Annotated in this window: 10 protein-coding genes and 2 pseudogenes; 9 read left to right on the forward strand and 3 right to left on the reverse strand. The window is 57.1% G+C overall.

All coding sequences use genetic code 11. From position 1 onward, the window contains the following. Together EOA13_RS27730 and EOA13_RS27735 are read right to left on the reverse strand one after the other, a co-directional pair. Positions 1 to 1,637, reverse strand: a 1,637-nt coding sequence (locus EOA13_RS27730; protein ID WP_245490502.1) for a GMC family oxidoreductase N-terminal domain-containing protein, incomplete at its 3' end; no start/stop codon positions are given. Between the two features lie 523 nt (positions 1,638 to 2,160). After that, positions 2,161 to 2,625, reverse strand: a complete 465-nt coding sequence (locus EOA13_RS27735) for an Lrp/AsnC family transcriptional regulator (RefSeq protein ID WP_063169349.1) — start codon at positions 2,623 to 2,625, stop codon at positions 2,161 to 2,163. Positions 2,626 to 3,246: 621 nt separating this feature from the next. Here EOA13_RS27735 and ectB point away from each other — a divergent pair. The 9 genes and pseudogenes from ectB to EOA13_RS27780 all read left to right on the forward strand — a co-directional run. Beyond that, on the forward strand, positions 3,247 to 4,563 hold the full coding sequence (gene ectB / locus EOA13_RS27740) for a diaminobutyrate--2-oxoglutarate transaminase (RefSeq protein ID WP_063169350.1): 1,317 nt from the start codon (positions 3,247 to 3,249) through the stop codon (positions 4,561 to 4,563). A 225-nt stretch (positions 4,564 to 4,788) separates the two neighbouring features. Then, a complete protein-coding gene (locus EOA13_RS27745) occupies positions 4,789 to 6,249 on the forward strand; it encodes an aldehyde dehydrogenase family protein (protein ID WP_063169351.1) in 1,461 nt (486 codons plus the stop codon). Positions 6,250 to 6,577: 328 nt separating this feature from the next. Then, positions 6,578 to 6,946, forward strand: a complete 369-nt coding sequence (locus tag EOA13_RS27750) for a GNAT family N-acetyltransferase (protein ID WP_063169352.1) — start codon at positions 6,578 to 6,580, stop codon at positions 6,944 to 6,946. Beyond that, positions 6,924 to 7,391, forward strand: a complete 468-nt coding sequence (locus EOA13_RS38940; RefSeq protein WP_224571101.1) for a transporter substrate-binding domain-containing protein — start codon at positions 6,924 to 6,926, stop codon at positions 7,389 to 7,391. The genes EOA13_RS27750 and EOA13_RS38940 overlap by 23 nt, the downstream gene beginning before the upstream one ends. Positions 7,392 to 8,147: 756 nt before the next feature. Beyond that, a pseudogene (locus EOA13_RS27760) lies at positions 8,148 to 9,341 on the forward strand (IS256 family transposase). A 986-nt stretch (positions 9,342 to 10,327) separates the two neighbouring features. Continuing rightward, positions 10,328 to 10,771 carry an aspartate 1-decarboxylase gene (gene panD, locus EOA13_RS27765; RefSeq protein ID WP_063169354.1) on the forward strand — a complete coding sequence of 148 codons (444 nt, stop codon included), beginning with the start codon at positions 10,328 to 10,330 and terminating at the stop codon, positions 10,769 to 10,771. A 313-nt stretch (positions 10,772 to 11,084) separates the two neighbouring features. Beyond that, on the forward strand, positions 11,085 to 12,353 hold the full coding sequence (locus EOA13_RS27770) for an acetyl-CoA carboxylase biotin carboxylase subunit family protein (RefSeq protein ID WP_082826583.1): 1,269 nt from the start codon (positions 11,085 to 11,087) through the stop codon (positions 12,351 to 12,353). Positions 12,354 to 12,434: 81 nt separating this feature from the next. Beyond that, a complete protein-coding gene (locus EOA13_RS27775; protein ID WP_063169356.1) occupies positions 12,435 to 13,604 on the forward strand; it encodes a Xaa-Pro peptidase family protein in 1,170 nt (389 codons plus the stop codon). 117 nt (positions 13,605 to 13,721) lie between these two features. Next, positions 13,722 to 13,952 (forward strand): annotated as a pseudogene (locus EOA13_RS27780) (IS3 family transposase); the annotation flags it as partial. Positions 13,953 to 14,094: 142 nt separating this feature from the next. Here the strand turns inward: EOA13_RS27780 and EOA13_RS27785 are convergent. After that, the gene (locus EOA13_RS27785; protein WP_158515807.1) at positions 14,095 to 14,535 is read right to left on the reverse strand and encodes a GNAT family N-acetyltransferase; all 441 of its coding nucleotides are present in this window, start codon (positions 14,533 to 14,535) and stop codon (positions 14,095 to 14,097) included. Positions 14,536 to 14,580: the final 45 nt, after the last annotated feature.

Genomic DNA, 14,580 nt, shown 5'->3' on the forward strand with positions numbered 1-14,580 from the left:
TAGCTCCGTCTGCCGTCTCTCAAGGTTGTGTCGGCCAATTTCTCAGCCACCATAATCGTCGGAATGTTTGTGTTCGCCCGAGGGCAAAATGGCATGACGGAAGCGTCGGCGATCCTCAAACCCAAAATACCATGAACGCGTCCCGACGGATCGGTCACAGCGCCAGGATCCGCGGCTGCCCCCATCCTGCAGGTCGACGTCGGATGCCAACTTGGGATGACGTTCTGGCGAATATACCGATCCAGATGTTTCTCGTCGTTGACGAGATCGGAAATGCTATCCCCATCCGTTATGACGCGCCTAATCAGCCCACGGCGCAGCCGCGGCGACGCGTCCATGAGCAGCGCCAGAAATGACGTGAGTGCATAGTTTGTGCTTGTGACCTTGCTCACCAGCTTCGCTCGCGCATTCAACGCTGACGGAAACGGGTCCAGCGCCACAGAGGACAGCGAATCTTGCTGCAGCAGGCGGACTATGAAGCGAAAGCCCTGCTTGAGGCGCTCGGCGTCCCGCTTGTCGCTCAACCAGTTGAAATCGACCTCCGGCTCTATTTTATGCGAACTACCCTTGAGCGCCACAGTTCCCGTCGAGTAGCTGCGATTGACCCACACGGCGAGAGTGCCGAGGCGCCTCCCCAGCGGGTGCCAGGATGATTTGGCAGCAGTCGATATTGCCATATCGGTCGACGGGCAGCCTTCGTAACCCGACGAGTAGCGGGCGTGCATCTGAATATATTCGCTCACGCCGGGTGGCAAGCGATCGGCCGGCTTCAAATAGGCCGAAACGCAAATCGTGGGGTGTTCCTGGAGATTCTGGCCCACACCTTTCAAATCTGCAACGATAGGGATTCCGAATTGTACTAATTCCTTCGCGGGGCCGATCCCGGAGCGCATCAATATGGCGGGTGAATGGAGTGCTCCTGCGCACAGGATAACGCAAGAAGCGCTATACGATTGCACGCCCGATTTGTTCTCCGTCTCGACCCCCGTTACCGTTGTTCCCAAAAAGGTCAGCCGCGCAACTGTCGTTTCGGATAAAATCGTTAGATTGCGGCGAGAGCGGACGGTTTCGGGAAAGTACGCCATCGCGGAGGAGACCCGATGACCATTGCGGTTGGTCAATGGGACAACTGAATAGCCATCACCGAATGCACCATTGAAGTCTGGCCTGAAATGAAGCCCCAAAGCATCGTAAGCATCGGAGATTGCCCGGATGAAGCCCGACCAGTCTGATTGGCGCACACGTTTGATTGGCAAGGGGCCGTTCGTGCCATGAAATTCCCCGCCGAAATCCAAATCGCATTCTAGACGACGGAAGTAGGGCAGCACGTCTTCCCAACCCCAGCCCGTTGCACCGCTTGAGGCCCACTCATCGTAATCTCCGGGCCCGCCGCGGTTGGCGACTTGGGCATTGATGCTGGAGCCGCCACCCATGACGCGCGCCTGTTCGTAATGGACAGGCTTGCGGCCACCTCGCACCGTTGTCGCGTGGAGTGACTGCCATCGATAACCGGGATTAAGGTAAGCACGCGTTGGGTCGCCATCCTGGATGTCGTCAGGAATGGCATTCGGCGGCGTATCAGGGCCAGCTTCAATGAGCAGCACGCGAGCGCCATAGGCGGAGAGCCTGCTCGCCATCACGCATCCAGAGGAGCCACCACCCACGACGATATAATCGAAAACCACGCAAACTCGCAAATGTCTGAGTCGGGCAAAAATCTAGCAGACGGCGAGCAAGCAAAAACGCGCAATTATCTTGCAGGACGCAGGAAATCAGCGCATTCTTAAGAGATTCGCATTATGGCGGCCTCCCAACGGGGCGGAACGTTTAAACATGACCTTGCCAGCAGTCCATCAGGGCTGAAGGCGATGCCGGAGCGTCGTGACTTAAGTGGACAAAGCGCATCGCGACTGAAGGGGACAAACCTATCGCGAGATACATCAGAATGCAGCCCGGTAGGTCCAGAAGTGCTTTTGCAGCATCGCGCTGACGAGGCCGTTGTAAGGAGCAGAATGATGCTTCGCCTTGCGCTCCATCGCCGCTTTAGCGGTACGAAAACTCCCGTCCCAATCATGGCCGGCGGGCAAGGCGGCTGACCCTTGCGCCAGTCATCGGTGAATCGGATCAACCAGTTGTTGAATGCGCGTAAGATTGCGCGTTCTATACATCGATTGGCACCGCCAAGGTTACCTTCGTGCGATCCATCACAATCATCGTGCTGTAATTTCTAACAGCCGGGCTATCAAAGAAGAAACGCCTCGAGAATGCGTCGTACTCTGCCAAGTCACGCACGGAGAGAAGGAGAACGAAATCGGCGTTACCGGTGACCGCATACGCGCTCATTACTTCAGGCGCCTTCTGTAGAGACTGCTTGAAGCGATCGATGACGTCGGAACGATAGCGCTCAATGTCGACCAAGACCAGCATCATCAGGGACCTGCCCACCGCCTCAGGCGACACGATTGCAACATCAGCCTCAATTACGCCAATTTGTCGCAACTGCTTCAATCGCCGCTGACAGGCCGTGGGCGATATACCGGCCAGTTGGCCCAATTCTTCCGTTGTTTGGCGATTGTTGCGCTGAACAGCGCTTAAGATTTTCAGATCTATCCGATCCAATTCCATGGTCATTCTCCGGAATAGCTGCAATTTGCGCAGAAAAACTGCGATATGCACTCGACTGTAGCCTCAACCCCGCGCAGACGGAAGCCCAAACGATCAGGCCAGGCATGGGACCAAAGTCGGCTATCGTCCTCGACGTCAGTTATAGCCATTGGCCGAAGAGTGCTGTCCACCATCGCCCAACTGACAATGGCAGCCGACGGTCAAAAGCCGAGGCCTTGCGCCCAGTTCGGCCGAGGAAACGTCTCGGAACTTAAACGCTAAGCCGACTGGACGATGATGATAGGGGGGACCTCTATTTCCGCGCTTCGGCTTCCATTCGTTGGCTCACGCTGCCAAGAGTCTCATCTGTGTATAGGGAATCGAGCGCTAGGTTCGCCTGCCCCGGTTGCTGCATCAAATGCAGCCGTCTTGAGGTGGTTGGGAAAAATCGTCACCGCAGCCACACAAACCGCCGGCCTTATGCAACCTGCCGGCAATTTCGCATAATTACTGCATCCCGCCGCTCAGAATTTGCGCAAGGCGCCCAATGTAGCGCGCTATTGTCTCACAACGGCACCTACACGCCACTTCATAAAGCAGAAGAGGCCTGGCTTTGCAGGCTTCAGATTGAGGAGTTCGCCTATGAGCAAGCAATTCGCACCTGAAATGGATGCAGGTCTCGCGGTTTTCAATCGCCTGGAGTCTGAGGTGCGCAGCTACGTCCGCGCCTTCCCCGCCCTATTCGATCGCGGAGTCGGGACCACTCTCATCGCTGCAGACGGTCGGGAATATCTCGACTTTTTCGCCGGTGCAGGCGTTTTGAATTATGGGCACAACAACCCCGTCATCAAGAAGGCGCTGCTGGATTATATCGAGCGCGACGGAATTGTGCATGGGCTGGACCTTGCCACGACGGCCAAGAAAGCCTTCATCGAAGCTTTCGAGCGATACATTCTCAAGCCTCGTGGTCTGACATACAAATTACAGTTTCCCGGCCCCACAGGTACGAACGCGGTCGAAGCGAGTCTAAAACTGGCTCGCCAGGTGACCGGGAGATCGAACATCGTCTCGTTTACCAACTCGTTCCATGGGGAAAGCGCTGGAGCATTGGCAGCGATGGGAAACAAGGAGCACCGGGCCGCTGCCGGGTTTCCCCTCGCCCATGTGACATCGTTGCCATACGAAGGCTACCTGGGGGCGTCAGTTGACACAATCGATTACTTCGAAAAGCTTCTCAATGACCCCAACAGTGGCCTCGACAAACCTGCCGCGGTGATCCTGGAAGGGATCCAAGGTGAAGGCGGCATCAATGCTGCGAGCGTTACTTGGCTGCAACGGCTGCGCGAGCTAACGTCGCGGCACGGAATCTTGATGATCCTCGATGACATCCAGGCCGGGGTCGGTCGCGCGGGCAGTTTCTTCAGTTTCGAAGCGGCTGCAATTGTGCCGGACATCGTTACCCTGTCCAAATCTTTGTCGGCGATCGGAACCCCAATGGCCCTTATTCTCATCAAGCCTGAACTTGATGTCTGGGCCCCGGGCGCACACACCGGGACCTTCAGAGGCAACAACTATGCTTTCGTCACTGCTCGTGCGGCCCTCGAAGCTTACTGGTCCGACTCCAAGTTCGAGGATGAGATCGCTCGCAAGTCTGCGATCTTGGTCCAAGAACTCAACGCGATTACCGAGGAATTCCCCACCCTCGGCCTGAGCGTGCGAGGCCGCGGTCTGATGTACGGACTCGTTTCACCGAAGCACCACTCCTTGCCAGGTCTGGTCTCCCAGGAGGCTTTTCGTCGGGGCTTGGTGATCGAGATCGCCGGCTCATACGGTGAGGTGCTTAAGTTCATGACTGCCCTCACCATCGCCGAGGCTGACCTTCGGCGTGGTCTGTCCATCATTCGCGACAGCATTGGCGCAGTAGCGACTACCCTCGACGGTGGAGGCGCGGCTCGCTAGCCGACAAAGCACCGGGCCACTAGCAGGTCCAAAATCGGGCCGCTCGCAGTCACGGAACGGGAAGGCCGTTCCGTGGCATGTGGCAGTGGGCGAACTCGGAGCGGCTGAACGGCAGACTAGGGCTTTCACTGCCGGACCGATACCACGGTTGCCGTTCTTCCTGCGGCGCCGACCACTGTCGCTGCGCCAATTCGAAGAAAATCGAGCGATAAGAAAGAGGACTGGATGGCCAGCAACGACGTAGTCAAAAATTATATCGATGGCGAGTGGCGGGATTCTGTGTCCGGCACACGCATCGAGGTCGATGACCCGGCGAGCGCCGAAACGATTGCTGTCGTAGCTGAAGCAGGACCCCAAGACATCGAGCTTGCCGTTACTGCTGCTCACCGCGTTTTTCGCGACCGCGTGCTGATAGACATGCATCCGTATGATCGCGGTCGCATGTTGTTTCGCGTTGCCGACGCCCTTGAAGCGCGTTTCGACGAGATCGCAGCCATTAACTGCGCGGAGACGGGGAAGGCATTGGAACTTGCCGATGGCGAGGTTCAGACCGCCATCAGATACCTGCGATACTATGGTGGCTTGGCCGACAAACTTGAAGGGCGCTCGATCCCGCGCGGGGCCAACCTGGTCAACTACACAGTCAGAAGTCCCTTCGGCGTGTCCGCCCAGATCGTTCCGTGGAATGGTCCACTTGAACTGACGGCCCGCTCGCTGGCCTGCGCCATCGCAACCGGCAACTCAGTCGTGGTGAAGTCGCCGGAACTAGCTCCCCTTTCCGGAGTTGAACTTGCGCGTGCCTGTGAGACAGCGGGGCTGCCTGCCGGAGCGGTCAACGTGCTCACTGGATACGGCCAAACGGCAGGCCAGGCGCTGATCGAACATCCCGACGTTCGCCACATCGTCTTCACGGGCTCGATTACTACTGGGCGGACGGTGCTCAAGACGGCAGCGGATCGGATCGTGCCCTGCATAATGGAACTGGGCGGAAAGTCGGCTGCAGTTGTGTATTCCGATGCCGACCTCGACTGCGTTGTGGAAGCGGTACGCGTCGGGACCTTTCTGAATGCAGGCCAGAATTGCAACAACCTTACACGTCTTATTGTGGAACGTTCTATTGCAGACAAACTGGTGGAAAGAGTGAGGGTCTGCGTCGAAGGACTGTCGGTCGGTCCAGGACGCGAAAACTGCGACATCACCCCGTTGATCTCCCGAAACCAACGACAAGGAGTTGAGCGGGCCTGCCAGACGGCCCTCTCGCAGGGCGCGCGACTCGTAACCGGCGGGACTGCGCTTTCGGAGCGGAGCGGTTACTTTATGGCGGCCACGGTGTTTGCCGATGTCGCGCGAGACAGCAATCTCTTCCAGCAAGAAGTATTCGGTCCTGTTCTTGCCGTTACCACGTTCGATAATCCGGGAATGGCCGTCAATCTCGCGAACGACACCGTTCACGGTCTGGCAGCGGGCGTGTTCACGCGGGATATTGACCGGGCCCTCTGGACCGCCGACCGCCTTTGGGCCGGTCAAGTGTACGTGAATGGGTGGTATGTGGGCGGGGTGGAAACACCGTTCGGTGGGATAAACCAGTCCGGCTACGGCAGGGAGAAGGGTCAGGAAGCGCTGGACGGCTACGTTCAGACGAGAAACGTTGGTATCCGCCTCTCGCAGCCACCATCTGGAAATTGAACGCTTGCTGATCCCTACCGACGGCGCGGCTGTCGGGCGATGCAGGATTCAATGACCTCGACCAAATCGAAATAAGCCCGGCGAGAGAATCCGTATCGGAGGTCATCGAGAACAACTCTAATCATAGGATTTTTGGCTGCGGACGGGCTTTACCCACCACGGACATGTAGGAGCGCATTGCCTAGCCCGCTGCGTGGGTCGCATGGGTCAGGAGAGGATCACAGTGCTTCAGAGACAATTGAGATTCGCAGAGCTGCCGCCGAAGATTTCGACAAGTTGGCAATGTTGAACCGCGAGTTGATCGAGGCCGAGAAGCATCGAAACCCCGATGACGGTTTCAGAACTCAAGGAGCGGTTTATTCAGTTGGTGAATCGCGAAATTTGGATGGTCGACCTCTTCAGCCAGAACGGCGAGATTGTGGGCCTCGCCACTCATCGTTTGGAGCCAGACAATGCGGAGCCGAGTGGGCAACGCGTCTTTTTGAGGCAATTCTACGTCAGCTGCCAACACCGACGTTCGGAGATTGGCTGCAGGACCCTTGAGCTGCTTATTCGGTCTCGTTTCCACAACAAATCAAGGATTTTCCTCGACGTGCTGGAGACCAATCCTGGCCGCAAGACCTTCTGGTCTCACACCGGTTTTGTCGCCTACAGCACGCTCATGGAGCGTCTCGTTGAAAAAGCGGACACCAAATAACCTGCGGTGCTGGGAATTAATTTGGGGATCGGATTGTCTGGCATTTGCGTGCGTCGCGCAAAAACACGAGAATAGAATCGAGCCGGTCGTAACCGAATGGGGCTCACTTGTCCCCGGCCTGCAGGCTAGCCGCTTCGACTTCATCACGGCCGGCATGTGGATCAAGCCGGAGCGCTGCCGCAACGTGCTGTTCAGCGAACCGATCGCTACGGAGAGAGGCGCACTGCTGGTGCCTAAGGGCAACCCGGAAGGGCTGCATTCTTATGAGGATGTGCGTGACAAGGGACTCACCTTCGTCAGTGATACAGGCTACACCGCGGTCCAGGACGCGAAAAAGTCAGGCATCGCCGACGACAAAATCATGCAGGTCGCCGGACCGCCGGCGGACAGGCTGTCGCGCCGCCGCCGGTGCCCTCGACTACTTTACAGCGACTGGACTTGTTAAGAAGGACCACAGCCTTGAGCTGGCCGATTCGTTCATCGCGCCAGCCAACTATCCTGCTATCGCCTTCGAGCTCAACGAGCAGGCTGCGGTCGACGCGTTCAATGCCGTATGCAGGACTATGTTGGCTCTGGCGAAATGATGGCAGTATTCGGCAAATACGGCTACGGCAAAGACAACCTGCGGACGGCAGCAAGACCGCTGACCTCTGCAGAGGCTGAAGGCAATGTGCCTTAACACGTCCCCGGTCATGGCGGGGACGTGTTCAGTGGGCAAGCGTCTGTGAGGCGATTTCAGGTCCACCGTGGCGGTGCTCACAAGACGCGCCTCATTGCCTGAAACAAACACATCTACACTTCATCGGGTGCGCACATGTGAGCGTCGCGGCCCACAATACGACGGCCAATATGCGGGCTGGCTCACCTGCCACATCAGGCAACTGCGCAAGCAAATCCCCTGACGTGTGCCGGAACGAGAAGCAGGAGAATACTGTGGAAATCAGAGTTGTACGCCCGGGCGACCTTTCTCAATTGCGCAAGATTTGTGACGAACACATCGACTTGGAAGGGGTGACAATAGCGGACCAGGACCTGAGTCCTTATTGGAACTCGGCGTTTTTTGGAACACCTGCCCAGTTGTTCGGTTGGGTTTGTGATGAAGGAGGGTGTGTGCTGACAGTTCTGCAAATTCGCTGAGAGAGGGCGGTCATGGCAGGCTGGTGATTGTTCACGTCACCGATTCCCGCGAAGGAACGCCACCATGACCAAGATTGAAAGTAAGACCGGCAGCGCTGCCATCAAAGACATTCTGCTTTCGGACCCGGACGGACTTCACGAAGTGATCCGTGCGGTGATGCAGGAGGTACTCGAGGCCGAGATGGACGAGGCGCTGGGGGCTTCGAAGAGCGAGCGCACACCTGAGCGGCTCGGCTACCGCTCGGGTTATTACGGCCGCACCCTTGTCACGCGGGTCGGCAAGCTTGAGCTGCGGGTTCCGCAGGACCGGGCCGGCCGCTTCTCGACCGAGCTTCTCGAGCGTTACCAGCGTTCGGAGCGGGCCTTGGTGGCGACGCTTGCGGAGATGTATGTGCAGGGCGTGTCGACCCGCAAGGTCAAGGCGATCACGGAAGAGCTGTGCGGCCATGCGTTCTCGGCCTCGTCGATCTCGGCCATCAACAAGCGGCTGGACGAGAGCCTCGCTGCCTTTGCCAGGCGCCCCCTTCAAGAGCCGTTTCCTTACCTCATCCTCGATGCGCGCTAAGAGAAGGTGCGTGAGGCCGGCGTCGTCATGAGCCAGGCGGTGCTGATCGCTGTCGGCATCGACTGGGACGGCCGGCGCCAGATCCTGGCCGTCGAGATGGCCAATCGCGAAAGCCGCTCGGCCTGGAGGGATTTCCTCGTCGCGCTGAAGGCGCGCAGCCCCAAGGGCGTCGAGCTGGTTGTCTCCGCCAATCATGCCGGCCTGGTCGCGGCGATCGGCGAGGTGATCCCCGAAGCCGCCTGGCAGCGCTGCTACGTCCACTTCCTCAGGAACGCGCTCGATCACCTGCCGAGAAAGCACGGCGCCGACTGCCTGCAGGACTTGCGCTGGCTCTAATGACCGGCGCGATCTCGCCGAGGCCAAGGCCGATCTCGCCGCATGGCTGTCCAAATGGTCGGGCCGCTATCCGCGACTGACGAGTTGGGTGGAGGAGACCATCGAGCGCACGCTGACCTTCTTTTGCCTGCCGCGCCAGCATCACAAGCATCTCAAGAGCACCAACATGCTTGAACGGCACAATGAGGAAATCCGCCGGCGCACCAATGTCATGCGCATCTTCCCCAATGAAAGCTGCCTGCGCCTCGTCAGGGCGCTGGCTGCGAGACCAACGAGAACTGGATGGAGGCCAACCGCTACATCAACATGGACGATCTGCGCGAGCACAAGAAGCTCGCTCTACGCCAAGCCGCATGACCAGCATCGTGGCCGCCCCATTTTGCAGAACTTGACGCACACAACCTGAAGGAGGTAAGCGTCATGACAACTCTTAGAGGATACATGACCGCGTCGATCCGGCTTTTCCTTGTTGGTCAGGGGCGATCCTCGGGTACGCCTCCGGCGAGGGCCGCCTTGCGCGATCATGGCACGGTAGCGAGGCTGGGCTCTTAAGGTCGTCCTTAGGAGCGTAAGCCCCGCGACCATCCCATCGCTGAAAACAAACCCTTGATCAGCGGGCGCCCGACGGACCGCCTCTGTCGTCGTGGCGCTCCCATGAAGAACCTGGCCCATAGTGCATCCTTTGATTCGGAAGATAAGGATGCCCCATCAAAACCTGAGATCAAACATTTAGGCAGGCCTCGACTGGGACAAGTAAAACGGCCGCATTCGAGGCATGAGGCTGCACGCGTCTAAGATCCGAACAGCCAATACCCGAGCGTCCTCGACATCCCCGCCGCCAGAAGTCAACGATGCCCAGATCGGCCGCACGACCACCAGCAGAAGGGCGCCACCTCAACCCGTCCTACACTCAACATTTTGTCGCGTCCGCGACGTGCCTTCTTGATCCGATCCGTGGTCTGCTCACCTAAATAGCTGAAAGAGATCACGCATTTCTGTTTCCGGCCTGATTAGCCAGTTTGGCACGAGGTTTGCAACTTTGTGTGCGATCCAGTTGAACGGGCCGATTGGCACAGTCACCTGAAATCACAACTAATTAAAGGAACGGAACATGTCGGAACTGTATCGGATGGCATTACCAATGGGGGACAGCCGGCCGGCAATGCCTCCGCCCACCACAACCAGCCTTCGCCTGACTGTCTCGTGCTGGCCACGCCAGAGTAATCAATTTTGTCCTAAGAACCACAATACGACAAATCGCAGAACGTCCATCCATCCATCCTGAAACCAAGACACAGCAATCGCTTGTCGACGCAGTGTCCCACCGCCGAGAGGAAATGTAGATGAGAAAATTTGTTGCCGCCAAGCTTCATGGAATAACTGTGACCGACGCGAATTTGAACTACCGGGGCTCAATAACTTTGGATCCAGATCACTGCGACGAAGCCGGCATCCTTCCAATGGAATTCGTTGAAATCTGGAATAAATCATCGGGCGCTCGAATCAGCACTTACGTGATTTATGGAGAGCGGGGTTCTCGTTGCTGCGTGCTGAACGGAGCCGCTGCTCGCACCTGTCAGGTCGGGGACGAAATAATCGTTTGCTCCTCCGCATACATCGAGGAGCATCAGATGGTGGAGATCAAGCCGCGAGTGCTGACTTTCCACCGGGATAATTCTATCTGCGACCACATGTTCTACGAGGGTGCAATAGACGACGATGGAAGGATAACGTTCTCGATTCGCGAGGGCTCTCCCGGCGATAACGCGCTAAAACTCACTCCCTAGTAGGGCCTTTCGGTGACAGCTCGTGGCGCCGGGTCCCGGTCAAGGGCGTACTCGTCCCCAGTACTCTGGTACGCGATACAGTGCATTATCCCACTCGGCCACTATTCGGTCAGTTGCCATCAAGCCCAATCGGTTCTGCCCAGATCTGGGAAGACGATTTTGCTGCGCCAAAGGCAACTTCAGCTTCAGCCAGCGGCTGCGGGTAGAGGCGACCAATTTCACGGAATGTTTGGCCTTGGATCGTTGTCTTTAAGTCTGAGGTCCACGATGGCAAAACGACCTATCGACAAAAACGCAGAGTGGAGAACAGCCAATGTCAAGGAAAGCTCTCATCCTGGTTGAAGGCCATGCAAGAGGTAATGGAATACGATACATCCACGCGGCCCGGCGTCTTGGCTTTCATCCAATTACACTATCAGTTGATCCAACACAGTACGAGTATCTTGCGGCGGAAAGAAGCGAGGCAATCCGTGTCGATACAACCAATCTTGATACCTTGATTCGCGAATGTTCCAGGCTGCGTGAGACCAATGACATCGCTGGTATCACGGGCTTCTCGGGCATCGACGAGTCGGTCTATGCAACCGTTGGCAAACTATGTCGGCATTTCGACTTACCGGGACCCAACCCCGAATTGATTGAACGATGCTGTGACAAATTCTCTCAGCGCCAGCTACTTGCGGAAGCCGGAGTTCCGATACCCGCTTATCGCATGGCGCTGAATGTGGCAGAAGTAGAAAGCGCTGTCGCGGAGATCGGCTTTCCCGTAATTGTTAAGCCGGCAATCGGCAGCGGTAGCATCGGTGTCCGATTGTGCCGCAACGCCGATGAGTTAGCTGACCACACGACCTATCTGTTGGGTGGGAAGCACATCTGGCCGTCTTCGCCGAGGATATTGGTTGAGGAATTCGCGCGCGGCCCTTTTTATAGCGTGGAGATAATGGGCAATGAGGTTATTGGGATTGTCGCCGTTGATTTCGGCCCCCCACCGCATTTCGTCTTCCGTGAAACGACCTTCCCGGCCCCGCTTGCGGAAGACGATCATGACCGTATCGTTGATGTTTCGCTGAGGTGCTTGCAAGCTCTTGGCCTTAATTGGGGGCCAACGAACATCGAGCTCCGGTTGACTAATCATGGCCCGGTTGTAATCGAAGTGAATCCGCGTCTTGCTGGTGCGCTTGAGCCTGAACTGGTCCAACTGGCGAGCGGTGTCGATCTGGTCACCGAGCACATCAAGCTTGTCGTCGGCGAGGAATGGGATTTGCGCAGAAGGCATTTGCAGACCGCAGCCGCGCGGTTCCTAGTTGCTGATTGCGACGGCACCCTCGATTGGATCGATGGCGGCAGTCAGGCGATCGCGGTACCAGGTGTCGCTGAAATCAAATTGTATGTTGAACCCAACGCGCCGATCTTCAGGAAAGGCGATTTTCGAGACTGGATAGGACATGTCGTCGCCGTTTCACCCAGCCTTGCTCAGACCGAAGCGATACTCCAACGAGCTGTCGACTTAATCGCTTGGTCTATCACACCGCCGTCGGGCGAACAGGAGCGATCTGCAGCCCCACGACTCCCCCCCAACTGAGAGGTGATCCGTCGCCAGCATAAGAACTCTTACCCGCAATAGCTCGCCTTGTTGTCAAAAGCATAGCTGGAGTTCAAACTTATGAATATATCCAAGGGACCCCAGGCATTCCCTAGAAGTGAATACCTTCGCCGGCTCGGCTCGGTGAAGTTCGAAATGGGTCGGTGCGATATCGACGCGCTCGTCGTTTCCGACCAACATAACATTACCTATCTCACGGGGTACACCGCGCTATCAGCCTATGTTCCTCAGGCCGTTGTGGTTTCGATACGAGAAGAGGAACCGACGTTCATTCTGCGCCGCTGTGATGCGCCGGCAGCCATTCATCAATGTTTTATGGAGCGCGACAAAATCGTCGCATACCCCGAAGCGTATATTGGAAATCCTGACAAGGATGGCTATGACGCGGTAGTCGATTACTTGGAGGACGTCGGCCTCGCGAGTCGAGGCATAGGAATCGAGCTATGCTGCCTTCCATCGCAATCGGCGAAAAAGTTTAGGATGCGCCTGCCTGGTGCCACGATCGTCGATGCTACTAAGGCGGTCACTTGGAAAAGGCTCATCAAGTCAGATCTCGAGATAGCTGTAATGCGGGAGGCGGCGGCAATCTCAGACGCCGCGATTCGACGCGCTGCTGAGGTAATACGCCCCGGGGTGCGTGAAGCAGACGCGTGCGCGGAAATTGTGGCAACGTTGGTGCGCGGCGCAAACGGTAAGCCAGGAAGCGGGATCGAGGGAATAAGTTTGTGTTCATCACCGCGAACGGGAACGTGCCACATTCCGTGGAGCGAGGACGTTTTTCGCTATGGATCGCAGGTGAATCTCGAAATCGGCGGTGCGCGATATGGTTACTGTGCTGGGCTTATGCGCACTTACACGATCGGCTCACCCTCCGATCGTCTACGTCGCGTGCATGAGATCCAAGTCGCCGGCCTTGAGGTCGCTCTTGATGCGATACGGCCAGGAGCGACTTGCAGCGATGTTGCCAACGCCTTCAATCGCAGCATCGAGAAGCGGGGCCTCAAAAAGGAGACGCGTTGCGGCTATGCACACGGCATTGGTTGGTTGGAGCCGACCGCAAGCCTTAAGGATGGCGATATGACAGAGTTGCTACCAAACATGACCTTTCACCTGATGTTAGGTAATTGGATCGAGGAGGATTTTGGATACGTCATCAGCGAAACGTTCCGTGTCACAGACTCCGGCGTCGAGGTACTGACCACTGCTCCCCGGAAGATTTTTGAGATCTAAATTAGAATATGGCTTGTCATAACGACAGCGCGGACGTCCGGAATAGATCTTGCCGGTCGACGAGATGTCGCCTACCTTGTTGAAGTGCGGACGGCGAGCGGCGGTCGGCATGCGGGGCCGATCCGTGTCGAGGCGAAGCCGAACGCACGCTGGTCGCTGTACGACCAGTTCTCCTGCGGCCGATCAACTCGTCGACGACGTGACGCGCGAATGCCTTACGCGATTCCGGACACAGATCTCTGGTCGCCGCGTTGCTCGCGAACTGACGACCTGATCGCCCAGCGCGGCAAGCCCGGCATGATCGTCGCAGACCACCGCACGGAGTTTACCTCGAACACGGTCCTTGCCTGATCAATGGATCATCGCGCCGAAAATACATTCCGCTGCAAGCCCATGTGCGCAACATAAATGGCTGCACCTCTAGTCTACTCGCCACTGTTTAAAAGACTGGGGCAGGTCAATGCGCTTTCGTTACGACCTCAGAGCAAGTCTACAGGTCATAGTAGTAGGTAAGGTATGGACTCAATTTACCGATCTTGTCATAGAGCGCCCGCGCATGATAATTTGATCTGTCCGTATTCCAATAGATTCTCAGCCAGCCTTGGTCGCGACCGTAGGAGGCCAGATTCGTGAGCATGGCTTGGCCAATCCCCTGGCGCCGCGAAGACTCGTCGACATAGAGATCTGCGAGAAAACAGACCGGACGATCGCTAAGAGTATACGGGTGAATGACAAAGGTAGCAAAACCTATGGTAACGCCAGTTGCTGAGACCGCGATCAGCGCGTTAATCGGTTCGTCTGGGCGCTCGATGCGCCGCCAGATCCTATCTGTCGCCTGTTCTGATGAATTGAGACCTTGGTCGGCGCAATATGCGTACCAAAGGGACCGCCATGCATCGCGGTCGGCAGTGCCTGCGAGACGAATCTCCATGAGGGGCGGGCTCCGGCTGAGAATGGGCTCCAGGGCGCGAGGTGT

This window comes from Mesorhizobium sp. M7A.F.Ca.US.011.01.1.1, from assembly GCF_003998295.1.
Classification (GTDB): Bacteria; Pseudomonadota; Alphaproteobacteria; order Rhizobiales; family Rhizobiaceae; genus Mesorhizobium.